The sequence below is a fragment of the Shinella sumterensis genome, assembly GCF_004514425.2.
GTDB lineage: Bacteria > Pseudomonadota > Alphaproteobacteria > Rhizobiales > Rhizobiaceae > Shinella > Shinella sumterensis.
The window spans coordinates 467,629-490,673 of the sequence record NZ_MYFN02000002.1 but is presented as its reverse complement, the minus strand read 5'-3'; the positions used below and the strand labels follow the sequence as shown (position 1 = coordinate 490,673).

The 23,045-nt window shown below is 64.6% G+C and carries 21 protein-coding genes; 11 read left to right on the top strand and 10 right to left on the bottom strand.

The genetic code is table 11. The annotated features are described in order from the left end of the window. Window positions 1–57 precede the first annotated feature (57 nt). Complete coding sequence (locus B5M41_RS06130) at window positions 58–486, bottom strand: YkgJ family cysteine cluster protein (RefSeq protein ID WP_230640001.1); 429 nt, start codon at window positions 484–486, stop codon at window positions 58–60. Between the two features lie 140 nt (window positions 487–626). Here B5M41_RS06130 and B5M41_RS06125 point away from each other — a divergent pair, with 140 nt between their 5' ends. After that, entirely contained in the window at window positions 627–1,160 is a 534-nt protein-coding gene (locus B5M41_RS06125; protein WP_134646890.1) for a GNAT family N-acetyltransferase, read from the top strand. A 24-nt stretch (window positions 1,161–1,184) separates the two neighbouring features. On the opposite strand, the gene glpK is transcribed toward B5M41_RS06125, so the two are convergent. Beyond that, complete coding sequence (glpK, locus tag B5M41_RS06120) at window positions 1,185–2,678, bottom strand: glycerol kinase GlpK (protein WP_134646888.1); 1,494 nt, start codon at window positions 2,676–2,678, stop codon at window positions 1,185–1,187. A gap of 196 nt (window positions 2,679–2,874) precedes the next feature. Here glpK and B5M41_RS06115 point away from each other — a divergent pair, with 196 nt between their 5' ends. The 3 genes from B5M41_RS06115 to B5M41_RS06105 all read left to right on the top strand — a co-directional run bounded on the left by B5M41_RS06115 (window position 2,875) and on the right by B5M41_RS06105 (window position 5,710). After that, complete coding sequence (locus B5M41_RS06115) at window positions 2,875–3,648, top strand: 3-hydroxybutyrate dehydrogenase (RefSeq protein WP_134646886.1); 774 nt, start codon at window positions 2,875–2,877, stop codon at window positions 3,646–3,648. A gap of 37 nt (window positions 3,649–3,685) precedes the next feature. Further along, on the top strand, window positions 3,686–4,495 hold the full coding sequence (gene xdhC, locus B5M41_RS06110) for a xanthine dehydrogenase accessory protein XdhC (protein WP_134646884.1): 810 nt from the start codon (window positions 3,686–3,688) through the stop codon (window positions 4,493–4,495). 327 nt (window positions 4,496–4,822) lie between these two features. After that, window positions 4,823–5,710 carry a LysR substrate-binding domain-containing protein gene (locus tag B5M41_RS06105; protein WP_230640000.1) on the top strand — a complete coding sequence of 296 codons (888 nt, stop codon included), beginning with the start codon at window positions 4,823–4,825 and terminating at the stop codon, window positions 5,708–5,710. A 3-nt stretch (window positions 5,711–5,713) separates the two neighbouring features. Here the strand turns inward: B5M41_RS06105 and B5M41_RS06100 are convergent, their stop codons facing one another. Further along, the gene (locus B5M41_RS06100) at window positions 5,714–6,427 is read right to left on the bottom strand and encodes a glutathione S-transferase (RefSeq protein WP_134646880.1); all 714 of its coding nucleotides are present in this window, start codon (window positions 6,425–6,427) and stop codon (window positions 5,714–5,716) included. 159 nt (window positions 6,428–6,586) lie between these two features. Between B5M41_RS06100 and puuD the strand changes: the two genes are divergently transcribed. After that, entirely contained in the window at window positions 6,587–7,819 is a 1,233-nt protein-coding gene (puuD, locus tag B5M41_RS06095; protein ID WP_134646878.1) for a urate hydroxylase PuuD, read from the top strand. Between the two features lie 5 nt (window positions 7,820–7,824). After that, window positions 7,825–9,132 (top strand): guanine deaminase, encoded by a 1,308-nt coding sequence (guaD, locus tag B5M41_RS06090; protein WP_134646876.1) that lies wholly within the window; start codon window positions 7,825–7,827, stop codon window positions 9,130–9,132. On the opposite strand, the gene uraH is transcribed toward guaD, so the two are convergent. The 4 genes from uraH to puuE are packed head-to-tail and all read right to left on the bottom strand — an operon-like array spanning window position 9,129 to window position 11,473. Then, window positions 9,129–9,491: a hydroxyisourate hydrolase gene (uraH, locus tag B5M41_RS06085; protein WP_134646874.1), complete on the bottom strand. Its 363-nt coding sequence runs from the start codon at window positions 9,489–9,491 to the stop codon at window positions 9,129–9,131. The two genes, guaD and uraH, sit on opposite strands and share 4 nt — an antisense overlap. A gap of 9 nt (window positions 9,492–9,500) precedes the next feature. Then, complete coding sequence (locus B5M41_RS06080; RefSeq protein ID WP_134646872.1) at window positions 9,501–9,995, bottom strand: ureidoglycolate lyase; 495 nt, start codon at window positions 9,993–9,995, stop codon at window positions 9,501–9,503. A 51-nt stretch (window positions 9,996–10,046) separates the two neighbouring features. Then, window positions 10,047–10,544, bottom strand: coding sequence for a 2-oxo-4-hydroxy-4-carboxy-5-ureidoimidazoline decarboxylase (uraD, locus tag B5M41_RS06075; protein WP_134646870.1), 498 nt, complete (start codon window positions 10,542–10,544; stop codon window positions 10,047–10,049). Then, window positions 10,541–11,473, bottom strand: a complete 933-nt coding sequence (puuE, locus tag B5M41_RS06070; protein ID WP_134646867.1) for an allantoinase PuuE — start codon at window positions 11,471–11,473, stop codon at window positions 10,541–10,543. The genes uraD and puuE overlap by 4 nt, the downstream gene beginning before the upstream one ends. 150 nt (window positions 11,474–11,623) lie before the next feature. Between puuE and B5M41_RS06065 the strand changes: the two genes are divergently transcribed. Next, window positions 11,624–11,998, top strand: coding sequence for a PRC-barrel domain-containing protein (locus B5M41_RS06065; protein ID WP_134646865.1), 375 nt, complete (start codon window positions 11,624–11,626; stop codon window positions 11,996–11,998). A gap of 6 nt (window positions 11,999–12,004) precedes the next feature. Here B5M41_RS06065 and B5M41_RS06060 read toward each other — a convergent pair whose 3' ends face one another. After that, window positions 12,005–13,183: an NAD(P)/FAD-dependent oxidoreductase gene (locus tag B5M41_RS06060; RefSeq protein WP_134646863.1), complete on the bottom strand. Its 1,179-nt coding sequence runs from the start codon at window positions 13,181–13,183 to the stop codon at window positions 12,005–12,007. On the opposite strand from B5M41_RS06060, the gene mnmC2 reads away from it, so the two are divergent. After that, window positions 13,182–13,901, top strand: coding sequence for a tRNA (5-methylaminomethyl-2-thiouridine)(34)-methyltransferase MnmC2 (mnmC2, locus tag B5M41_RS06055; RefSeq protein WP_134646861.1), 720 nt, complete (start codon window positions 13,182–13,184; stop codon window positions 13,899–13,901). The two genes, B5M41_RS06060 and mnmC2, sit on opposite strands and share 2 nt — an antisense overlap. A 3-nt stretch (window positions 13,902–13,904) precedes the next feature. On the opposite strand, the gene B5M41_RS06050 is transcribed toward mnmC2, so the two are convergent. Then, window positions 13,905–17,537, bottom strand: a complete 3,633-nt coding sequence (locus tag B5M41_RS06050) for a PAS-domain containing protein (protein ID WP_134646859.1) — start codon at window positions 17,535–17,537, stop codon at window positions 13,905–13,907. Between the two features lie 206 nt (window positions 17,538–17,743). Here B5M41_RS06050 and B5M41_RS06045 point away from each other — a divergent pair, with 206 nt between their 5' ends. Continuing rightward, window positions 17,744–19,336, top strand: a complete 1,593-nt coding sequence (locus B5M41_RS06045) for a trimethylamine methyltransferase family protein (RefSeq protein ID WP_134646857.1) — start codon at window positions 17,744–17,746, stop codon at window positions 19,334–19,336. Between the two features lie 84 nt (window positions 19,337–19,420). Here B5M41_RS06045 and B5M41_RS06040 read toward each other — a convergent pair whose 3' ends face one another. After that, window positions 19,421–19,873: a host attachment protein gene (locus B5M41_RS06040; protein ID WP_134646855.1), complete on the bottom strand. Its 453-nt coding sequence runs from the start codon at window positions 19,871–19,873 to the stop codon at window positions 19,421–19,423. Window positions 19,874–20,081: 208 nt separating this feature from the next. On the opposite strand from B5M41_RS06040, the gene B5M41_RS06035 reads away from it, so the two are divergent. Both B5M41_RS06035 and B5M41_RS06030 read left to right on the top strand, forming a co-directional pair. Then, window positions 20,082–21,182, top strand: a complete 1,101-nt coding sequence (locus B5M41_RS06035; RefSeq protein WP_134646853.1) for a DNA alkylation repair protein — start codon at window positions 20,082–20,084, stop codon at window positions 21,180–21,182. Window positions 21,183–21,534: 352 nt separating this feature from the next. Then, the gene (locus tag B5M41_RS06030; RefSeq protein ID WP_134646851.1) at window positions 21,535–22,944 is read left to right on the top strand and encodes a DEAD/DEAH box helicase; all 1,410 of its coding nucleotides are present in this window, start codon (window positions 21,535–21,537) and stop codon (window positions 22,942–22,944) included. Window positions 22,945–23,045: the final 101 nt, after the last annotated feature.

The following is a 23,045-nucleotide window of genomic DNA, read 5'->3' as shown; positions in this document are numbered from 1 at the left end:
GGAAGACGTAGAGGTAGCGCGTCTTCCGACAGGCCGCACCGGATTATTTTCACCGGGTCAGATCTTGAAGACGTCGTCCTGCTGGAACACGATGACATAGCCGCCCACAGGCGCCCCTTCGGCGGCCCAGGCCTGCAACTGCGCGTGATACGGATCCCGCCGCCAGATATCCGCGTGGTCAGGATCGACCAGGACGGTCATCTGCGGTCCCTGCCGGTAGATCATCATGTGCGAACGCGACGGATCCCAGTCGGCGCCGAGTGCCGCGTCCGTCATCCACAGACAGAAGAAATCCCGGCAGACGGACGGCCGCGCCGCATAGATCGAACAGCCCTTGTGCTCGATGCAATGCCTGCACCAGGCATTGGCCGGTTTGTCGAACAGGTCGATATCCGGCAGCCGGCAACAGAGCGTGCAACTGTCGCAAGCCCGGCCCGGCACGGTGGCGGGCATCGGCGGCGCGCACCGGTCTTCGGCCTGCGGCATGGCGATCTCCCTTGACGAAACGGTCGATCCATACAGCCCCGCCCGCCGCCATGCACCGTTTTTCTGCGTGGATCCGACATAACGGACTGGCCAAGCGGAAAAACCGGGGCATAGTCGCAGCCAGAAAGAGGACCGCACCGATGACCGTGTTGCAGACGAAGCAGCTGACACTCACCCCGTGCACACCCGACGACAGCGCCGATTTCATCGCGCTCGAAAGCGATCCCGCCGTCATGCGTTTTCTCAATGGCGGCCACGCGGTCGGAAAAGAGGAGAGCGACCCGGATGCGACCTTCCTCATGCCGCGCGGAACCGAGCCCTACGTCTGGACGATGCGCCGCACGGCCACCGGCACCTTCGTCGGCTGGATATGCCTGTGGCCGGAAACGGCAACGCTGGCCGAACTCGGCTACCGCCTGCGACAGGCCGAATGGGGCCACGGTTTTGCATCGGAAAGTGCTGCCGCGCTGGTGAACTGGGGGTTCGAATACGCCGGCTACGACACCATCACCGCCTGCACCATGGCGGTGAACCATCCCTCGCGCCGCGTCATGGAAAAGCTCGGCATGCGCCACACGCGCACCGTCGCCGTCTCCGGCCCGGACATCTTCCCGGGCTGCGAACAGGGCGAGGTGTGGTACGAATTGAACCGCGCGGACTGGAAGGGCGGCTGACCGCCCTCCCTTCGGAAACGAATATCAGCCGGCGCTCAGCGTGCGGCGCACAGCGTCCTTCCAGCCCTTGATCTTCACGGCGCGGGTCTTCTCGTCCATCTTGGGCTCGAAGCACGTATCGCGCGCCCAGGACTTGGCGAAGCCCTTGCGGTCCGGCCACACGCCGGCGCGCTGGCCGGCAAGCCAGGCGGCCCCCAGCGCCGTCGTCTCCAGAATCGTCGGACGGTCGACGGGCGCGTCGAGGATGTCGGCAAGGCGCTGCATCGTCCAGTCGGAGGCGACCATGCCGCCATCGACACGCAGCACCGTTTCCTTGCCGTTCGCCTTCCAGTCCTTGTGCATGGCGTCGAGCAGGTCGCGCGTCTGGTAGCACACGGCTTCAAGCGCGGCGCGGGCGAATTCCGCCGGCCCCGTATTGCGCGTCATGCCGTAGATCGCCGCGCGCGCCTCCGGGTCCCAGTGCGGCGCGCCCAGCCCCGTGAAGGCAGGAACGAGATAGACATTCTGCGTCGGGTCGGCCTTGGCCGCGAGATCGCCGGTATCGGGCGCGGCCTTGATGACCTTCAGCCCGTCGCGCAGCCATTGCACGGCCGCACCCGCAATGAAGATCGATCCTTCCAGCGCATAGGTCGTCTCGCCATCGAGCCGGTAGGCGATGGTGGTGAGCAGACGGTTCTTGGAGCGCACCATGTCGGTGCCGGTGTTTAGCAGCGCAAAGCAGCCGGTGCCGTAGGTGGATTTCATCATGCCCGGCTCGAAACAGGCCTGACCGATGGTCGCCGCCTGCTGGTCGCCGGCCACGCCGAGGATCGGGATTTCCGCACCGAACAGGCTCTTCTCCGTCACGCCGAAATCCGCCGCGCAGTCCAGCACCTCGGGCAGCATGGCCTCGGGCACGCGCAGGATGTCGAGGAGGTCGTCGTCCCAGCCGTTGTCGGCGATGTTGTACATCAGCGTGCGGCTGGCATTGGTGGCGTCGGTGACATGGGCCTTGCCGCCCGTCAGCCGCCAGATCAGGAACGAATCGATGGTGCCGAAGCACAGGTCGCCCTTGGCCGCACGCGCCCGTGCACCCTTCACATTGGACAGCAGCCACGACAGCTTGGTGCCGGAGAAATAGGGATCGAGCAGCAGGCCGGTCTTCTTCGTGAAGGTCTTTTCCAGGTCCTGCCGCTTCAGCTTCTCGCAATAGGAGGCCGTGCGGCGGTCCTGCCAGACGATGGCGTTGTGGATCGCCTTGCCGCTCGCGCGCTCCCACACCACGACGGTCTCGCGCTGGTTGGTGATACCGATGGCGGAAATGTCGGAGGCCTTGACGTCGGCCTTTTTCAACGCGGCCTTCACCGACCAGACGACGCTCTCCCAGATCTCCTCGGGATCGTGCTCCACCCAGCCGGACTGCGGAAAGATCTGCGTGAATTCCTTCTGTCCCGAACCGACGACCTTCTGCTTGCCGTCGAAGACGATCGCCCGGCTCGATGTCGTGCCCTGATCGATCGCGAGAACATATCCGCTCATTCCGCCCTCCCGTTGCGGGTCTCTCCAGGACCCTTCGAAATCTTCAATACGATACAAAAACGAATGTCAAAGGAAAATAAAACGCACTTTCCGCTCCGCTTCCAGCGGGACTGTACCGCGCGCAAAACGCAATTGTCATTGCTTGAATTTTGGGCGTAGGCTGCCGACATCAGAGCATGAACTGGAGATTGCCTTCATGAAAAGCGTCGTCGTCACCGGCTCGACCAGCGGCATCGGTCTCGCCATCGCCACCGCCTTTGCCGAAAACAATGCCAATGTCGTCATCAACGGCTTCGGCGCGGCCGATGAGATCGAGGCGATCCGCGCCAAGCTCGACGGGCTCGGCGCGGGCAAGGTGCTCTACCATCCCGCCGACATGACCAAGCCGCACGAGATTTCCGACCTCATCCAGACGGCGGTGGAACAGTTCGACGGTGTCGATATCCTCGTCAACAATGCCGGCATCCAGCATGTCGAGAAGATCGAGGACTTCCCCGTCGAGAAGTGGGACCAGATCATCGCGATCAACCTCTCCAGCTCCTTCCACACCATCCGCAACGCCGTGCCGCACATGAAGCGCAAGGGCTGGGGCCGCATCATCAACATCGCCTCCGCGCACGGCCTGGTCGCCTCCCCCTTCAAGGCCGCCTATGTCGCCGCCAAGCATGGCGTCATGGGTCTCACGAAGACGGTGGCGCTCGAAGTCGCCGAAAACCACATCACCGCCAACACCATCTGCCCCGGCTATGTGCTGACACCCCTCGTCGAAAAGCAGATCCCTGACACGGCCAAGGCCCGCGGCATCAGCGAGGCCGAGGTCAAATCAGATGTCATGCTGAAATTCCAGCCGACCAAGGAATTCGTCGGTACGGACGAGGTCGCGGCCATCGCGCTTTTCCTCGCCTCCGATGCGGCGAAATCGATCAACGGTACCCATATCTCCGTCGATGGCGGCTGGACCGCCCAGTAAGAAGAACAACCAATAAGAAGCGAACAAGAAGACAGCAATGAATTTTCTGCAGGACAGCCTGGAGGGTTTTCTCGCCCGGGAACACCGCGTCATCATCATCGACATCACCGAGGTCAAGGGCTCGGCCCCGCGCGACGCGGGCGCCTTCATGCTGGTGGCGCCGGCCGATATCCACGGCACCATCGGCGGCGGGCAACTGGAATATGAAGCCATCGAGAACGCGCGCAAGCTGCTGGCAGGAGCCGGCGGCGAGGCGGTACTGGATATCCCGCTCGGCCCCGAAATCGGCCAGTGCTGCGGCGGGCGCGTCACGCTGTCCTTCACCTTTGCGGACGAGCCCGCCCGCGCCGCATTGGATGCACGGCTGGCCGAGGACGAGCGGCGCAAGCCGCAGGTCTGGATCTTCGGCGCCGGCCATGTCGGGCGCGCTCTGGCCGATGCGCTCACGCCCCTGCCGTTCAAGGTCTTCGTCGTGGAAGCCCGCGAGACCGAACTCGACCAGATGACCTCGGAGGTGCATCACAGGCTGAGCGCCATGCCGGAATCGCTGATCGCCGATATTCCGCCAGGCTCGGCCGTCGTCATCGTCACGCATGATCACGCGCTCGACTTCCTGATCGCACGCGAGGCGCTCGCCCGCACCGACCTCGCCTATATCGGCATGGTCGGCTCGAAGTCGAAGCGCGCCAGCTTCCTGCACACGCTGGATGAGGACGGCATCGACCGCAGCGTGGCCGACAGGCTCGTGCTGCCGATCGGCGGAACGGTTGTGAACGACAAGCGCCCGGAGGTCATCGCCGCCATGACCGCCGCCGAACTGCTCGTCGCCTTCGCCGCGAAGACCTGAAGCAGCCGAAGCGGGATCAACTGCGGCACCAGACGGTGGCTCTAGCAGCGCCCGTCAAGAAATCCGAGATCCCGCTTCAGGTGGTCCGACAGCGCAGCTATGTCGAGCCGCGCAACGGCCGCCCGCCGCCGGCGGAAAATGCCATGGGACAGCCTTTGCCAGACGGTGAGTTCCCGAAACGGCAGGGTACCAGCAGGCTCCCTTTGAACAGCATAGGACATGATGAAGCCTCGAAAATTCCAATGATGGATTGCACGATGCGCCGGAAAATGTTGGAATTCCAATCGAACGTTCATCTGTATCCATAAAGAGAACTTGGCCTTGAAGATGTCCCGGTCACTCCCGCTCAACGCGCTGCGCGTCTTCGAAGCCGCCGCGCGCCACGGCAGCTTCACCCGCGCCGGCGACGAGCTCGGCATGACCCAGACGGCGGTCAGCTACCAGATCAAGCTTCTGGAGGAGATGCTTGGCGTGACGCTTTTCCTGCGCCAGCCCCGCCAGGTCGTGCTGAGCGAAGCGGGCGAGCGTCTGCGGCCCAAGGTGGCGGAAGGTCTCGCCAAGCTCGCCGAGGCGGTCGGGGACCTGCGCGGCGCGAGCGAGCAAAAACTGCACATACACTCGACGCCCACTTTTGCGCTGCAATGGCTAAGCCGTTCCATCGGCGATTTCCAACTGAAGCACCCGAGCATCGCCGTGCGCCTCTCCACCTCGCAGGACGTGATCGACTTCGCCAAGGAAGAGGCAGATGTGGCGATCCGCTGGGGGAAAGGCGACTGGCCCGGCCTCGAATGCCACCGCGTGATGCGCATGAACTTCACGCCCATGCTCAGCCCGGCGTTGGCCGAGGCGATCGGCGGCGTCAAAACGCCTTCGGACCTGCTGAAACTGCCGATCGTCAGCGCGCGAGACGACTGGTGGCGCAGCTGGTTTTCCGCCGCTGGCATCGACGATCCCGGCCTCGAACGCTTCCCGCCAAACGAACTTGGCACGCAGACCATAGACGCGCAGGTGGCGATCGCCGGTCAGGGCGTCGCCATCCTCAATCCCGGCCATTTCCGCTCCGAGATCGCCGCCGGACAGCTCTTCCAGCCATTCGAGCTTACCTGCAACGATGGTCGGGACTACTGGCTGGCCTATCCGTCAAATCGCCGTAACGTCGCAAAAATACGTGCTTTTCGCGACTGGATCCTCGCGACGATGCCAGCGGAGGCGTAAGGTTCAAGCCTCGGCATCCAGTTCGGGGTAATGCCGGAAAAGGTCGCTCTCATTGCTCGCAAGGCGGCGCTCGCTCTCCAGATACGCCCTGATCCGCGGGTGCCCGGCAACAACGGCGCAAACCGCTTTGATCTTCGGATAGTCTCCGTAAAGGTCGTCCATCAGCGTCGGGAAAGCATAGGTAAGGCCGTCCATGACCTGGAAGAGCGACAGATCCGCATAGCTCAGATCTTTCCCGACGAGATGCTCGGAGCTTTGCTCGTTTCGCTCCAGGATCCGCTCGAACCAGTCGAGGAATTTGGGAACGCGCGCGCTGCGGAATTCCCGCGCCCTGCGCAGCGCTTCCGGCTTCTGGTTCTCATAATATTCCCCGGCGCCGATCGGATGGTGCACGTCGTGGCCCTCCAAGACGAAATCGGCGATGGTAAGCTGTATTTGATGCGTCCAGAGCCTGAGCTTCGGGTCCTTCGGCGCAAGGTCCAGCTTGTCTCCCAGATAGAGCAGAATGGCGGCCACCTGACCGACGACCACCTCGCCATCCCTCAGGAAAGGCGGAGCGAAGGAAGGGGTGGCCATCTCCTCGGTCACTTTGCCGATGATATCGTCACCCTTCTCGCGCGCGACGTCGCGATAGGGTGCTCCGGCGGCCTCAAGCACAAGGCGGACATATTCGCCGCGCCCCTGAAGGCCGGTCCAGTAATAGAGTTCATAGGTCATGATACGGAAATACCCTGCGCCCCGCGCCGGTTCCGTTCAGGGCGACGTTTTGCGTGCCGCATCCGCAGGCAGAGGCAGTCTCGCCAATGCGGCCCTTCCCTCCCCGTCGATTCTTGCGCAATGTGCACTGCGGGACAAATCGAGAAGGGGACGCGTCGCATGTACGAATATGCCATTGCCTGGGAATGGATGACCTTCGCCGTCCGCTGGCTGCATGTCATCACCGCCATCGCCTGGATCGGCTCGTCCTTCTACTTCATCGCGCTCGATCTCGGCCTGGTGAAACGGCCGCATCTTCCCGCCGGCGCCTATGGTGAGGAATGGCAGGTGCATGGCGGCGGCTTCTACCACATCCAGAAATATCTCGTGGCCCCGGCCTCGATGCCCGAGCATCTGACGTGGTTCAAATGGGAAAGCTACATGACCTGGCTTTCCGGCTTTGCGCTGCTCTGTCTCGTCTATTACGGCGGCGCCGATCTCTTCCTCGTCGATCGCAACGTGCTGGATGTCTCAACCCCGGTGGCGATCCTCATCTCGCTCGCCTCCCTGGCGCTCGGCTGGATCCTCTACGACCTGCTTTGCAAGTCGCCGCTCGGCAAAAACACCTGGGGACTGATGATCGTCCTCTATTTCATCCTCGTCGCCATGGCCTGGGGCTACACGCAGGTCTTCACCGGCCGCGCCGCCTTCCTGCATCTCGGCGCCTTCACCGCCACGATCATGTCGGCGAACGTCTTCTTCATCATCATGCCGAACCAGCGCGTCGTGGTGGCCGATCTCATCGCCGGCCGCACGCCCGATCCGAAATACGGCGTCATCGCCAAGCAGCGCTCGACCCACAACAACTACCTGACGCTGCCCGTCATCTTCTTCATGCTGTCGAACCACTATCCGCTCGCCTTCGCGACGCCTTTCAACTGGATCATCGCCGCCCTCGTCTTCCTGATGGGCGTCACCATCCGCCACTGGTTCAACACCACCCACGCCCGCAAGGGCAGGCCGACCTGGACCTGGCTCGTGACGGCGCTGATCTTCCTCGTCATCATGTGGCTCTCCACCGTGCCGAAGGTGCTGACCGGCGAGAGTGCCGACGCCGCCCTGCCCCCGACCGCCCAGCGCTTCGCCGCCAACGGCCATTTCCCCGCGGTGCGCGATCTCGTCTCGACGCGCTGTTCCATGTGCCATGCGGCCGAGCCCGCCTGGGAGGGGCTTCGGGCTGCACCGAAAGACGTTGTGTTCGAAAGCGATAAGCAGATTGCCCTTCATGCCCGCGAGATCTATCTGCAGGCAGGACGCAGCCACGCCATGCCGCCGGGCAACCTCACCGGCATGACGCCTCAGGAGCGCGCCCTCATCACCGCGTGGTTCGAAACATCAACGGAAGGAAGCTGACCGCCATGACACAAACCCTCGTTCGCGGACGCCTGCTCTCCTTCCTGCGCCGCCCGCAGGCCATCGACGACACGGAAAGCTATCGCTACGAGGAAGACGGCGGCCTGCTGGTCGAGAACGGTACGATCGTCGCGGCCGGCCCCTACAGTGCCGTGCGCGCCGAGGCCGCCGCGGATGCCGACGAGATCGATCACCGCCCGCACCTCATCCTGCCCGGCCTCATCGACACGCATCTGCATTTCCCGCAGATGCAGGTGATCGGCTCCTATGCCGCAAACCTGCTCGAATGGCTGAACGCCTACACCTTTCCCGAGGAATGCCGTTTCGTCGAAAGCGAGCACGCCGCCCGCATCGCAAGGCACTTCTACGACGAGATGATCCGCCACGGCACCACGACGGCGGTCGCCTACTGCTCCGTGCACAAGGCCTCGGCCGACGCCTATTTCGCCGAGGCCCTGAAGCGCGGCATGCGCATGGTCGGCGGCAAGGTCATGATGGACCGCAACGCCCCGCAGGGCCTGCTCGACACGCCGCAGATGGGTTATGACGAGACACGCGCCGTGATCGCCGAATGGCACGGCAAGGGCCGCAACCATGTGGCCATCACGCCGCGCTTCGCCATCACCTCGACGCCGGCGCAGATGGAAATGACGGCCGCCCTCGCCCGGGAGTTCCCCGACCTGCACATCCAGACGCACCTGTCGGAGAACCACGAGGAAATCCGCTTCACCGGCGAGCTCTACCCCGACGCCATCGATTACACGGATATCTACGCCAAATACGGCCTGCTCGGCCCCAAAAGCCTGTTCGGCCACTGCATCCACCTCTCCGAGCGCGAGGCGGATGCGATGAGCGAGGCCGGCGCGGTCGCGGTGCATTGCCCCACCTCGAACCTCTTCCTCGGCTCCGGCCTCTTCCCCTTGAAGGCGCTGTCGCGGCGCGAAAAACCCGTGCGGATCGGCGTCGCCACCGATATCGGCGGCGGCACGAGCTATTCCATGCTGAAGACGATGGACGAGGCCTACAAGATCCAGCAGCTGCTCGGCGAGCGGCTGAACCCGTTCGAGAGCTTCTATCACATGACGCTCGGCAATGCGGAAGCGCTTTCGCTATCCGACCATATCGGCACGCTGGAGGCCGGCACGGATGCCGATTTCGTCGTGCTGGACGCCGCCGCCACCCCGGCCATGGCGCTGAAGATGGAAGTCACACGCTCCCTCACCGACGAGCTTTTCCTGCTCCAGACCATGGGCGACGACCGCGCGGTGCGCGAGACCTATGTGGCGGGCAAGGCGATGAAAGCCGTGCTCTAGCTCCCGCGATAGGTCGAGTAGCCGTAGGGCGAAAGCAGCAGGGGCACGTGATAGTGGCTTGACGGATCCGCCACGCCGAAGCGCAGCGGGATGCGGTCGAGGAAGGCCGGATCCGGCAGATCGGCGCCGGTGCCCTGCAGATAATCGCCGGCGTGGAACACCAGCTCATAGACACCCGCCATGAAACCGACGCCCTCGACAAGTGCGCCATCCACGCGTCCGTCCCCGTTGGTCGTGACGGTGGTAATATGCTGGCGCTCCTCGTTTTCGATCCAGTAGAGATCGATGCGCAGGCCGGCGGCGGGTTTGCCGAGCGCGGTATCGAGCACATGGGTGGTGAGGCGTCCGGGCTTGCTCATGGCGTCCTCTCAGGGTTTCTCGATGATGTAAGGCGTGTCGAAGAAATGCTCTTCCAGATTGACGCCTCCGCCGAGGCGGTCGACGACGAGAAAATCGCTGACGGCACCCACCGCGATCAGCGGGTGGTGCCACACATTGCGCCGGTAATTGACGCCCTGGCGCCCGCCCGCGCGAAACACCTGCGGCCTGCCGGGCCTGCCGCCCTCGTCCTCGGCCACCACGACCAGCCAGGGCCTGTCGTCCAGCGGCGAGAAGCTCTGGCTGCCGAACGGATGGCGCTCCATCATGTCGATCGCATAGGGGAAGGTGCGCGGACTGCCGCGAAAGAGGTTGATGATGACCTTCGCATCCTCGCCCGTCGCTTCGGCCTCCGCGAGCGCGTGATAGCGCTCGGTCGTACCGCCGTTGATGTGGCGCATGGTGGCGGGGTCCGCTTCGATCACCGTGCCGAACGGCGCGAAGGCGTCTGGGCTCAGGGGCCGGATCGTCAGTGTCTCAGCCATCGGACAGCCCTCCCGGGGAGAGGAAGGGCGGTCGTGGGTCATCGGGCATCGTCAGTCTCCGGGGAGCAGAGCAGTCAATCTCAGGAGCGCGATGCGCTCCACCTGGGTTTTCGCGGTCTCGAATTCCTCCTGCGCGGAATTGCCGATCCGCGTCTCGAAGGCAGCGAGAATATCGTCCTTCGTCAGCCCTTTCACGGCGATGATGAAGGGGAAGCCGAATCTTTGGGTATAGGCCGAGTTGAGCGCGGTGAAGCGGGCATGTTCTTCGGCGCTCAGCCGGTCGAGCCCGGCGCCGGCCTGTTCCTTGCGGCTGTTCTCCGTCAGCTCGCCGGCAATCGCCAGCTTGCCGGCAAGGTCCGGATGCGCGCGCAGCACGCCCATCTGTTCGTCCGGGCTCGCCTTGCGGAAAACCGCGGTCAATGCCGCATGCACGCCGGCAGCCGTCAGCGGCTCCGCCACGGTGCCGGCATCCAGCGCCCGCTCGGCAATGAAGGGCGAATGCTCGAAGACGCCGCCGAAACGGGCAAGGAAATCCACGCGCTCGATCATGCGCCCCGGCCCTTCGACGGATGATGGTTCTCGATCCAGTGGCGGGCGATGTCGATACGGCGCGGGATCCACACCTTCTCGTGGCCAAGCACGTAATCGACGAAGCGGGCAAGTGCTGCGACACGGCCCGGACGCCCGACGAGGCGGCAGTGCAGGCCGATATTCAGCATCTTCGGGCTGCCTTCCGCACCTTCCTGATACAGAACGTCGAAGGCGTCCTTCAGGTAGGTGAAGAACTGGTCGCCGGTGTTGAACCCCTGCGGCGTGGCGAAACGCATGTCGTTGGTTTCGAGCGTGTAGGGAATGATGAGGAAGGGCTCGCCGTCGAGCCCCGGCACCCAGTAGGGCAGATCGTCGGCGTAGGAATCGGAAGAATAGACGAAGCCGCCCTCCTCCATGACAAGCCGCAGCGTGTTGGCCGAGGGCTTGCCCTGGTACATGCCGAGCGGATGCGAGCCGGTCAGTTCCTTGTGCAGGCGCACGGCCTCGCGGATATGCTGGCGTTCCGTCTCCTCGGAGAAATCCTTGTATTCCAGCCAGCGATAGCCGTGGCTGGCAATCTCCCAGCCGGCTTCCTTCATGGCCGCGACCGCTTCGGGATTGCGCGCCATGGCGAGCGTCACGCCGTAGACGGTGGTCGTGACATTGCGGCTGGTGAAGAGACGGTGCAGCCGCCAGAAGCCGGCGCGCGATCCATATTCGTAGATCGATTCCATGTTGAGGTTGCGCTGGCCCGGCCAGGCCGCTGCGCCGACGATTTCCGACAGCAGGCATTCGGAGGCCGGGTCGCCGTCCAGAATGCAGCTCTCGCCGCCTTCCTCGTAGTTGATCACGAACTGCACGGCGATGTTTGCATCGCCCGGCCAGCGCACTTGCGGGGCATTACGGCCGTAGCCGACAAGGTCGCGTGCGTAAGTCTTGTCCGTCATTCCACCTCCTTGGCCATCGCCTCGCGCCCTCCGTCGCGGAGAGCCTCACCCTAGCACCGGACTGCCCGAAGTCGAACGAAATCTGGCACTTGAGAGGAACCATTAGCGTCGGGAACCGTTTTCTGTCCATGTCAACCAAGGAGAAACACTATGACCATGCAGGATGCAAACATTCGCGAAACCCAGGATCTCATTGCCAGTGACAAGGTCGAAGGCACGAGCGTCTACGGTGCCGATGGCAAGCATATCGGCTCGGTCGAGCGCCTGATCCTCGACAAGAGAAGCGGCCATGTTTCCTACGCGGTGCTCAGCTTCGGCGGATTCCTCGGTATCGGCAGCGATCACTATCCGCTGCCCTGGAGCAAGCTGAACTATGACGAAGGCCTCGGCGGCTACCGCGTCGACGTCACCAAGGACCAGGTCGAGAAGGCGCCGCACTACGAAAGCGATGCGGAATATGAGTGGAACCGCCAGAACGGCAAGGTGATCCACGACTACTACGGCGTTCCGCCCTACTGGATGTAAGGAACGCTAGAGACGTCGGGCTTCCTCGAAGTGGGCTGCGACGGCGAAAGAGGGCGGTACGTCGAGCGTGCCGCCCTCGATCTCGTTCAGCACCTGGCGCGCAAGGCGGTGCGCGATGCCGAAACTGACCTTGAAGCCGCCCGCCATGAGGCTGATGCGGGCGTGATCGGGATGGCGGCCGACCAGCGGTTCTCGGCCGATCGCCCTGGGCCGCAGCCCCGCCCAGCGCTCCACGACGGGCGCGTCGGCAAGGACCGGCGCCGTCACGCGCGCCCTCTCGATCAGTGCGTCGAGCAGGCCGTCGGTTCCGTGCGGATCGGTAAAGTCGTTCTCGCTGGTGCTGCCCACGGCAACGAGGCCATCGTCATGCGGCACGATATAGAGACCATCGGCGAATATCACCGGCAATTCCGGATCGACCGATGCCTTGAGCAGCGCCGCCTGCCCCTTGACCGCACTGCCGAGCGGGCGCGCGACCGGCAGAGAAAGGGATTCGAGCAGGTCGAACGCCTCAACACCGGCCGCCAGCACACAATGACCGAAGGAGAGATCCGTACCATCGTCGAACCCCACCGCTCCGGCATGAGGATCGAGACCGGAGACCCCGACACCTTCGCGGATCGTGACATTCGCCAGTTGCCCAAGCGCAGCCCTCAGGGCGGCAAGAAGCGCGCGGGGCGAGAGACGGGCTGCAAGCTGGTCGTGTACGACGCCATGCGCCATGGCCGCAGAGGCCGGCCAGCCGGCCGCGGGCGCGCGATCCAGAACCTCGAAGGCGAAGGCGCGATCCGGCGTTCGCCAATGGGACAGCGCCTCACCGGCCGTGCGCACAGCGAGATCGCGGTTGTGCGGTTTGGGCAGCGGGATGAGGCGGCCGGAGCGGCGGTAGCCGGCCGAGAGGCCCGTTTCAGCCTCCAGCGCGGCGATCTCGGCCTCCAGCGAGACGAGCGCCTCGAACTGAAAAGCCTTCTTGGCGTTCCAGCGATCCGGCAGATGCGCCATCAGCGCGCCGAGCACGCCGCCGCTGGCACCGGCGCCGATCCGGCGCTTCTCCACGAGCGTGACCGAGCGGCCGCTGCGCGCGGCATGGAGCGCCGTCCACAGGCCCATGACACCGCCGCCGACGACAAGCAGGTCCACGCCCGGTTGACCGGCGGCCTTCCCGCGATTATCGGCATGCGCCATGGCTGATCACGATCCTGAAAATACGACTGTTGAAACGGCCCTCGATTGGCACGAGGGCGATATGCCCTATTCCCGTGCCTTTGACGATCACTTTTATTGCCGCAGCGACGGTCGGCTGGAATGCGGCCACGTCTTCCTTGATGGCAACGACCTGCCGCGCCGCTGGCAGCGCGACGGGACCTTCCGCATCGGCGAACTCGGCTTCGGCACCGGCCTCAACCTGTGCGAAACCTGGCGGCAATGGCGCGAAAGCGCGCCCGAAGGCGCAAGCCTTCACTTCACATCTTTCGAGCTCTTCCCGATGGCCCGCGCCGACATCGACCGCGCGCTCGCGCATTGGCCGGAAATCGACCGCGAACGCAGTCTGCTCGCGGAAAAATGGCCCGATGCGCCGACGGGACGCGTGGAGATCGCGCTTGAACCCAGAGTCCGCCTCACCGTCGTCTGCGGCGCGGCACTCGACAGCCTGAACGACGAGAAAGAGCCCTTCGACGCGTGGTATCTCGACGGCTTCGCGCCGTCCCGCAACCCGGACATGTGGTCGCCGGAGCTGATGCAGGCGGTTTTCCGGCTCACCGCAGCGGGCGGGCGTTTTGCGACCTATGCCGCAGCCGGCTTCGTGCGGCGCAATCTCGCCGCGGCCGGCTTCACCGTCGAGCGGCGGCCCGGCTTTGCAGGCAAGCGCGAGATGCTGTGCGGCGAAAAACCCGTTTCCTGACGCTCAGTGCTGCCTGCCGTTTGCGGCGGCGGCGTTGCTGCGCTTCAGCCAGCGGTCGAGCTGTTCTTCCAGTTTCTCGGTGCTGATCGGCTTGGCGAGATAGTCGTCCATGCCGGCGGCAAGGCATTCCTCGCGGTCGCCGTGCAGCACATGCGCCGTGACAGCGATGATGGGAACGCGGTTGCCGGTGCCCCGCTCCAGCGCGCGGATCGCGCGGCTCGCCTCCAGCCCGTTCATCAGCGGCATGGAAATGTCCATCAGGATGACGCCGGGCCGACTTTCCCGGAAGATCGCGACCGCCTCCTCGCCATTGCCCACGATGCGGAAGCGCAGCCCCGCGGCGGTGAGCATCTGCGTGAAGAGAATCTGGTTGACCTCGTTGTCTTCGGCCACAAGAACATCGAGCGTCTCGCCCTCGGCCTGCGTTGCCGGTGTCGCCGGCAAAGAGGCGGGGCGCAGGGGCAGGATATTGTTCTCCGCCGCCGGTGCGGCGCCGCCCCGGTTTTTGGCGCCGCGTGCCGCACGCAGCACCTCCGAAACGGTCTCGTGGAGCTGGTCCGCGCGCACCGGCTTCATGAGATGTGCCTGCACATCCTGCCCGGCGAGCATGTCGTCTTCGGACGACAGGTTCATCGAGGTCAGCACGATCAGCGAAATGGCCGCCGTGCCGGGATGGTTGCGAAGGGCCGCTACGAAGGCAGGGGAATGATCGGGCCTGTAATCCAGAATGACGGCATCGACCCGCACACCGGCATCCTCGGCCGCCGCCAGCACCGCAAGCGCCTCGTCTTCCGAGGCGACCGCCGTGGCGTCGAACCCCCAGTCGAGCAGCATGTCGTGAGACGCCTTGCGCGACAGCGCATGCGCATCGACCACGACGATCCGCGCGGTTTTCACCCGAGCCGGCACGATGCGGTCCGGCACCGGTGCGGCGGCAAGCGCCATCGGCAGGCGCACGGTGAAGACCGAGCCCGTGCCGATCTCGCTCTTTGCCTCCAGCGTGCCCCCGAAAAGGCGCGTCAGCCCGTCCGTGATTGCAAGGCCGAGACCCGTTCCCTCGTGGCGCCGGGTCGAGGAACTGTCGACCTGCGAGAACTTCTCGAAGATCGATTCCATCTTCTCGATGGGAATGCCGGCGCCGGTATCCTCGACACGGATGACGATCTCCACGCCCGTTTCCGTCAGGCGCGACGCGAGGTCGATGAGGACGTGGCCCCGCTCGGTGAACTTCACCGCATTGCCGACGAGGTTCGTGATGATCTGGCGAAAGCGTCCGGCGTCGCCGCTCACGGCGGCGGGCATGTTGGCCGCGCCGCGCACGACGAGCTCGATATCCTTTTCCGCCGCCCGCGCCGACAGCAGCGTCGCAACGTCCTCCACGGCCTCGACCGGGTTGAACACCACGTCGCGCAGCGTCATCTGACCGGCATCGATCTTCGAGAAATCGAGGATATCGTTGATGATCGTCAGCAGTGCATTGCCCGACTTGACCATGATATCGATGAAGGTCTTCTGGCGCGTATCGAGCTGCGATTTGGCGAGCAGTTCGGCCATGCCGAGCACGCCGTTCATGGGCGTGCGGATTTCGTGGCTCATATTGGCCAGGAACTCGGATTTGGCACGGTCGGCCATCTCGGCGTGCGCGACGAGCCGGCGCAACTCGTCCTCGCGGCTCTTGATGTCCGTGATGTCGGAGAAGACGATGACCGAGCGGCCGCGTCCTGTCGGCGTCACATCCAGGCGCAACCAGCGCTTGTACCCGCTGAAGACGGTGAGCGTGGCCGGCCTGCCGGTGAACAGGATGCGCCCGAACGCGCTGGTCTCGACCGGCTCGTCTCCCACGAAACCGGCGATCTCGCGGTCGACGCAGCTTTGCACCAGATCCTCAAGCCGCGCGCCGGGCTGGAGCAGGTGCGGCGGCATCGCGATCATCGATGCCAGCGCCTCGTTGGACAGGACGACGGTCCCATCCTCGACGATGAGCAGGCCCTGGCTCATCGAGGAAACCGCGTCCTTCATGAGGCTGCCGACCTCTTCCAGGGCGCTGCGGGTCTGAAGAACCTCGCGCTCGCGTTCACGCCGGTCCGTGATGTCGATAAAGGTCAAAAGGCAGCGGTCGCCCGAAATCGTGCAGCCGGCCTCGATCAGCGTGCGGCCGTTCGCATAGGCGACCTCGCGTGCCGATCGGGTGCCGGACCGAATGGAACACAGCGCCTGCTCGTGACTTTCGGGGCTCGAGCCACAGCCGCCTTCGCTTTCCCCGCCCTGCTCGCGCAGGAACCGCATCAGCTGGCCGAGCGGACGCCCCTTCATGGGCGGCAAGGCGCCATCCCACAAGGACTGGAAGGCGCCATTGACGAGCTCGATAACGCCGATGCCATCCACCACAACGATGCCGACGGGCAGCGATTCCACGACGCTTTCGAGATCCGCGCGGGCGGCTTCGGCCTGCCGCTGCGCCTCGATCAGCTGCGCCTCGCGCTTCATCAACACGGTCGTGTCGGTGATCGAACCGATCAGGTAGCGCTTCTCGTCCAGCGTCGTGACGCGGTAGAGCCGCGAAATCGTCGGCAAAGCGGAGCCGTCCGCACGCAGATACTCGATCTCGCTTTCGACGAGTTCGCCGGTGTCGAGCACGAACTGGTTCTGCTCGTGAAACGCCTCGCCCTGTTCGGGATACATCTCGCGCGTGGTTCGCCCGAGCAGTTCCTCCGGATGCCGGCCGGTCAGCTCGATGAAGGCGCGGTTGGCGAAGATCATGCGCTGCTCTTCGTCGCGCATGAAGCTGGCGACGGGAAGCTCGTCGAGCAATGCGCGGTAGAGGCTGATCTCCTGCAATTGCTGCGTCAGGCGATGTTCGCTGTCGCGCACGGCGGTCGCATCTATCCGCAGGACCACAAGCGCGCCATCCGGACGGCGCTGCGTGACGATGCGCACCCACTCCTCCCCGACCCGAACGGTGGTCTCGAAGAGCGGCAGGTCGTAACTGGCAAGGCGCGCTGCGATCCAGGCCGCGCGCTCGGCCTGCGGCCTTTCTCCGACCTCAAGGTCGTGAAGGGCGGCGGCAACAGCGGCAAGATCGACCGATCCATCCGCCGCGTCGCCGAGAAGCCTCTTGTAGAATTCCCGCATCACGCGGTTTGCATAGGTCAGACGATTATCCGACCCGAAGACGGCGACGCCCGCGCCCAGCGTTTCGAGCGCATCCACAATCCCGTCCCGGCTGTCGGGGCTTGCAGGAAGCGTTCCGTTGCCGTTTGCCGCAGGAGGCGCGGCGGCCGCGGTCGACGGCGTGAACAGGCCGACGAGGATGGAGAGCGCCGGCGAAAGGCGCTCACGCCGAAGCGCGATGTCGAAACTGCCGCTGCCGAAGGGATGGATGAAACGGGCCTGTTCGGGATTGCCGAAGACGAGACAACGACGTTCCGGGTCGTCCCGATCGCCGAGGCCTGGAGCCTCGCCGATCTCGTCGCTGCGCTGGCCGATCATCGCCGCAGCGTCCAGGCCGAAGAGCTCCGCATAGGCCGCGTTGACAGCGAGATAGCGCAGTTCGCTGCTCTTGACATAGGCCGGATGCGGATGGGCGCGGACCCGCGCACAGGCCGCTTCCAGCAACTCGTCTTGCGTTTCGGCCATGCCAGTACTCCCCGAAGCGGCACGGAAGGAAGGTTTCACACAGCTCGGGGAGTATCACCAATCCTTGAACGGATGGTTAATACTTCGTTGCCATGACTTGAGGGGCTCTTCTCCATCAGGGCGCTTGCCTGTCGCAAATGGCTGCGCATGTCGCCGGCAGATATGAGAAAAGGCGTGAATGGCAGAACAGACCGGGGTCGTGCCGCATGGGTGACGTCATCAAGCTCGAAAACCATCTCGACCATCAAGCGTCCGACGCGCCGCAGGAGCGCCGACGCCGCACCGGCGGACGCGGCGCCGAACGGGTGCGACGACCGCCGGCCACCGCGAAATATCTCAACCTCGTCAACACGACGGCCCCGTCGGCCGTGCTTTCGGCGGACGCGCTCGAGGCCGTGCACCAGGCCTCGCTCACCATCCTCGAAGAGATCGGCATGGATATCATCCTGCCGGAAGCACGCGAGCGCATGAAGGCGGCCGGCGCCGACGTCACGCCCGGCACAGACCGGGTGCGCTTCGACCGCGGCCTCATCATGGACATGATCGCCTCCGTGCCGTCGGGCTTCACGATGCATGCACGAAATCCCGAGCGCAATGTCGAGATCGGCGGGAACAATCTCGTCTTCGCGCAGGTCGCGTCCGCACCCTTCGTGGCGGATCGCGAGGGTGGCCGCCGCGCCGGCAACCAGGAGGACTTCCGCAAGCTGGTGAAGCTCGCCCAGTCCTACGACATCATCCACACGACGGGCGGTTACCCCGTCGAGCCGGTCGACATCCACGCTTCGGTGCGCCACCTCGATTGCCTGTCCGACCTCGTGAAACTCACCGACAAGGTGTTCCACGTCTATTCGCTCGGCAGGCAGCGCAATCTCGACGGCATCGAGATCGCCCGCATAGGCCGCGGTATCTCGATGGAGCAGATGGAGCGCGAGCCTTCGCTCTTCACCATCATCAACACCTCTTCGCCGCTGCGTCTCGACGGGCCGATGTTGCAGGGCATCATCGAGATGTCGTCGCGCAATCAGGTCGTGGTGGTCACGCCCTTCACGCTTGCGGGCGCCATGGCGCCGGTCACCGTCGCCGGCGCGGTGGTGCAGCAGAATGCCGAAGCGCTCGCCGGCATCGCCTTCACGCAGATGGTGCGGCGCGGCGCGCCGGTCATGTATGGCGGCTTCACCTCGAATGTCGACATGAAGACGGGCGCACCGGCCTTCGGCACGCCGGAATACATGAAGGCGGTCATTGCCGGCGGCCAGCTCGCCCGCAAGTACAACATCCCCTACCGCACCTCCAACACCAACGCGTCCAACACGCTCGATGCGCAATCGGCCTATGAAACCGCCTTCTCGCTGTGGGCACTGACCCAGGGCGGCGGCAATTTCATCATGCATGCGGCCGGCTGGACCGAGGGCGGCCTGACGGCGTCCTTCGAAAAGTTCATCCTCGACGTGGACATGCTGCAGATGGTGGCCGAGTACCTGACACCGCTCGATGTGAGCGCGGATGCGCTGGGTGTGGACGCGGTGCGCGATGTCGGCCCGGGCGGGCATTTCTTCGGCACGCCGCATACATTGGCGCGCTACGAAACCGCGTTCTATTCGCCGATCCTGTCGGACTGGCGTAATTTCGAGACATGGACGGAAGCCGGCCGGCCGACCACCTACGATCACGCCAACCGGGTCTTCAAGGAAAAGCTCAACGCGTATGAGCGACCGCCGCTCGACCCCGCGATCGAGGACGAACTGGATGCGTTCGTCGCCAGGCGCAAGGAAGAGGGCGGCGTTCCCACGGATTTCTAGATTTGTCGGATACCGTTGCCTGCCCTTCTCCCCACCGGGGAGAAGGGGAAAGAAACACACGTTCAATCTGCCTCTGACCGCTTCTTAGGCGTTGAACATGATCGAGCGGACGGAAGAGATCAGCTTCTCCGTCGGAAGGTTCGAGAAGTTCTTGTCGATCTCGGCCATGGTCAGCGTGCGGGCCTTGTCGGAAAGCTTGCTGCGCAGGTCGCCGAGCGTCTGCGGGGCGGCGCAGACGACCAGACGGTCGAAGGCGCCTTCGGCGGCGTAATCATCGATACGGCCGGCCACCTCGGCGGTGAATTTCTGCTGTTCGTCACGCACCGGATCACTGGAATATTCCATGGCGGAGCGGCCGGGGCCGACCGAAGAATGGCTGCGGCCGGGCTTGTCGGCCATGATGTCCTGCACCCGCTTCGGCTCCCAGCGGAAGACTTCCTGCTCAGGGCTCTGCTGTTCGTCCTTCAGCAGGTTCACGCCCTTGAGGAGGCGGGCCTGATTGCCGTCGGCGGCGAGAATCCAAGTCGTAGCGGTCATATTTCACTCCCGTAGCAAGGTTCATCGGTGCAGCTCGTCTGCACCGAGAAGCATCCCACATGATTGTGGCCAGATACGTATCATCCAACGCAAGGCGCCCTTTCCGGTTCCGGATGGCGATAGGCACGAAGCTGTTGGAAAGCCGTGCCGCCCCCTATCACCGTGGCGCAGACGCCCGGTAAACTCGCCCACCGACAGGAGAAGACCGATGGCCGAACCGCTGAAGAACCTGCTGCATCCCGGGCTCGTGAAGGAGATGGCCACGCACATCTCCCGCGCGGCGCCCGATTTCGATGGCGGCCGGTTCACCGGGCTGGCGACCGCCGGCATGGATGCGCTCGAGCTGATGCAGCGGGCCGACCGGATCCGTCAGGCGCTGGCGCAAACCCTTCCCGCCGACTATCCCGCTGCCGCCGACATCCTGCGCCGCGCCTTGCCGGCGGAAGGCAGGCCCGGTCTCTCCGGCTGGGCGCTGTTGCCGGTCAACCAGTTCGTGTCCGAATACGGCCTGGCGCATTTCGATCTGTCGCTCGCGCTCCTGAAAGCGCTGACGCCCCATTTCACCGCCGAGTTCGGCATTCGCCGCTTCATCCATGCCGATGAGGACCGGGCGCTTGCCGAAATCTCCGGCTGGGTGACGGACCCCAATCACCATGCCCGCCGGCTCGCCAGCGAGGGCACCCGGCCCCGCCTGCCCTGGGCCATGCGCCTGCCCGGTCTCGTCAGGAACCCTCATCCGATCCTGCCGATCCTGGTTGCCCTTCTCGACGACCCCGAGGACTATGTGCGCCGCTCCGTCGCCAACAGCCTGAACGACATCGCCAAGGACCATCCTGCCCTCGTCGCCGATTTCGTGGAGCGCCATATCGAGGGCGCGTCGCCCGCGCGGCGGCAACTGCTGCGCCACGCCTCGCGCACCCTTCTCAAGAAGGGGAATGCCAAGGCGCTCGCCAATTTCGGCTTCGCCGCCGCCAGGGGCATAGAGGCAACGCTGGCGGTCTCGACGCCCGTCGTTGTTTTCGGCGACAAGCTGGGCTTCGCGATCGACGTCACCAACGGCGACACGGCCCCGCAGCGGCTGATGATCGACTATGCCATCCATCATGTGAAGGCGAACGGCACGCTGGCGCCGAAGGTTTTCAAGTGGAAGCAGCTCGACCTGCCCGCCGGCGCGCGCCAGACGATCATCAGGGACCACGCCATCCGGGCGATCACCACGCGCGTCTACTATCCCGGAACGCACCGCATCGAGGTGCTGATCAATGGCGCCATATCCGCGTCGGCCGACTTTGATCTGCGCATGGAATGACGGCTCTGCTTTCGCAGCTGCGAAATCAGGACTTGACTTTTTGCCGTAAAACAACGACATGAGGCCCAGCGTCGCCCTTCGGCCGCCGCGTGAGCGAGCCTGCGATTTCCCGCTTGAGGGATGCTAAGAAGGACAAGCGCAAGAGAACGATCCGACTCCCATTTTTCGGATGACTGCGCAGACGACTGCCAACCAACCCACAAGTTCCCAATTCACGCGGGGTTCTTGACGCCGAACGAAACCGGAAACGCATGGTGCGTTCCGGCCTGAAGCAGTTCCAGCAAAAGTGTGACGCGGTTTTGCGTCCGGAACTGCTTAGGAAAGTCGTTTGGCGCCCCGAAAGGTATTTGACTTGACCACTTTTCACGACCTCGGCCTCTCGAAGACCATCGTCGCTACCCTCTCCGCCCTCGGCTTCGAAAAAGCGACGCCGATCCAGGAAAAGGCCATCCCGCTCGTCCTCGAAGGCTCCGACCTGATCGGTCTCGCCCAGACCGGCACCGGCAAGACGGCCGCCTTCGGCCTGCCGATGATCGAGAAGCTGCTGGCCGACGCCCGCCGTCCCGACCCGCGCAACATCCGCGCCCTCATTCTCGCCCCGACCCGCGAACTGGTGAACCAGATCGCCGACAACCTGCGCGATTTCGTGAAGAAGACGCCGCTGCGTGTCGTCACCGTCGTCGGCGGCGCCTCCATCAACAAGCAGTCGGAAATGCTGTCCCGCGGCACGGACATCCTCGTTGCCACGCCCGGCCGCCTGCTCGACCTCGTCGCGCGCAAGTCGGTGACGCTGACGCAGGCCCGCTATCTCGTGCTCGACGAAGCCGACCAGATGCTGGACCTCGGCTTCATCCATGACCTGCGCAAGATTTCCAAGATGGTGCCGAAGAACCGCCAGACGCTGCTCTTCTCGGCCACCATGCCGAAGCTGATCGGCGAACTGGCCGGCGAATATCTCGTCAACCCGAAGAAGGTCGAAGTGACCCCTCCGGGCAAGGCGGCCGACAAGGTGGAGCAGTATGTCCACCACGTTCCGGGCAAGGACCAGAAGGCGCAGATCCTGCGCAAGACGCTCACCGACAATCCGGATGGCCTGTCGCTCGTCTTCTCGCGCACCAAGCATGGCGCCGAGAAGCTGATGAAGCATCTCGACCATATCGGCTTCAAGGCCGCGTCCATCCACGGCAACAAGAGCCAGGGCCAGCGCGAGCGCGCGCTCAAGGCCTTCCGTGACGGCGAGATCCGCGTCCTCGTGGCGACCGACGTCGCCGCCCGCGGCATCGACATTCTCGGCGTCACGCATGTCTACAACTATGACCTGCCGGAAGTACCGGACGCCTATGTCCACCGCATCGGCCGCACGGCCCGCAACGGCCGCGACGGCATCGCGATCGCCTTCTGCACGCCCGACGAAGCGCACCTGCTGCGCGACATCGAGAAGCTGATGGGCATCCAGATCACCGTCGCCAGCGGCGAAGCACCTGCCGTCATCACCGCCGGCCCCGGCGGCAAGTCGCGCAAGGGTCGCGGCAACGGCGGCGGCCGCGCCGGCCAGCGCCCGGCCCGCAAGCCCTTCGGCGATGGCGCGCAGGCGGCGGAAGGTGCGGCCCCTTCGGGCGCAAAGCGTCCGCAGCACGGCCGCCCCGCCCAGAAGCAGGGCGAACGCCAGAACCGCAACCATGGCGGCGGCAACGGCCAGGGCCGTCCGCAGCGTCAGGGCAAGCCGCGCCGGCCGGAAGGCCAGCGCCGCGAACAGGCCTGAACCCACGACAGATCAATGCAGACGGCGGGCCTCGGCCCGCCGTTTTCGTATGTGCAAGGCGGCTCTTCACCGCTGCGAAAGCGTTAAGCCGTCTTTGCCAA

Coding starts and splice junctions, on each gene's coding strand:
- B5M41_RS06040 (WP_134646855.1), bottom strand. CDS start 19,873: ATGACCGCTACGACTTGGATTCTCGCCGCCGACGGCAATCAGGCCCGC.
- B5M41_RS06130 (WP_230640001.1), bottom strand. CDS start 486: ATGCCGCAGGCCGAAGACCGGTGCGCGCCGCCGATGCCCGCCACCGTG.
- glpK (WP_134646888.1), bottom strand. CDS start 2,678: ATGAGCGGATATGTTCTCGCGATCGATCAGGGCACGACATCGAGCCGG.
- mnmC2 (WP_134646861.1), top strand. CDS start 13,182: ATGGCTGATCACGATCCTGAAAATACGACTGTTGAAACGGCCCTCGAT.
- B5M41_RS06100 (WP_134646880.1), bottom strand. CDS start 6,427: ATGACCTATGAACTCTATTACTGGACCGGCCTTCAGGGGCGCGGCGAA.
- B5M41_RS06080 (WP_134646872.1), bottom strand. CDS start 9,995: ATGGCTGAGACACTGACGATCCGGCCCCTGAGCCCAGACGCCTTCGCG.
- B5M41_RS06065 (WP_134646865.1), top strand. CDS start 11,624: ATGACCATGCAGGATGCAAACATTCGCGAAACCCAGGATCTCATTGCC.
- puuE (WP_134646867.1), bottom strand. CDS start 11,473: ATGACGGACAAGACTTACGCACGCGACCTTGTCGGCTACGGCCGTAAT.
- uraH (WP_134646874.1), bottom strand. CDS start 9,491: ATGAGCAAGCCCGGACGCCTCACCACCCATGTGCTCGATACCGCGCTC.
- B5M41_RS06105 (WP_230640000.1), top strand. CDS start 4,823: ATGTCCCGGTCACTCCCGCTCAACGCGCTGCGCGTCTTCGAAGCCGCC.
- guaD (WP_134646876.1), top strand. CDS start 7,825: ATGACACAAACCCTCGTTCGCGGACGCCTGCTCTCCTTCCTGCGCCGC.
- B5M41_RS06045 (WP_134646857.1), top strand. CDS start 17,744: ATGGGTGACGTCATCAAGCTCGAAAACCATCTCGACCATCAAGCGTCC.
- puuD (WP_134646878.1), top strand. CDS start 6,587: ATGTACGAATATGCCATTGCCTGGGAATGGATGACCTTCGCCGTCCGC.
- uraD (WP_134646870.1), bottom strand. CDS start 10,544: ATGATCGAGCGCGTGGATTTCCTTGCCCGTTTCGGCGGCGTCTTCGAG.
- B5M41_RS06125 (WP_134646890.1), top strand. CDS start 627: ATGACCGTGTTGCAGACGAAGCAGCTGACACTCACCCCGTGCACACCC.
- xdhC (WP_134646884.1), top strand. CDS start 3,686: ATGAATTTTCTGCAGGACAGCCTGGAGGGTTTTCTCGCCCGGGAACAC.
- B5M41_RS06035 (WP_134646853.1), top strand. CDS start 20,082: ATGGCCGAACCGCTGAAGAACCTGCTGCATCCCGGGCTCGTGAAGGAG.
- B5M41_RS06115 (WP_134646886.1), top strand. CDS start 2,875: ATGAAAAGCGTCGTCGTCACCGGCTCGACCAGCGGCATCGGTCTCGCC.
- B5M41_RS06050 (WP_134646859.1), bottom strand. CDS start 17,537: ATGGCCGAAACGCAAGACGAGTTGCTGGAAGCGGCCTGTGCGCGGGTC.
- B5M41_RS06060 (WP_134646863.1), bottom strand. CDS start 13,183: ATGGCGCATGCCGATAATCGCGGGAAGGCCGCCGGTCAACCGGGCGTG.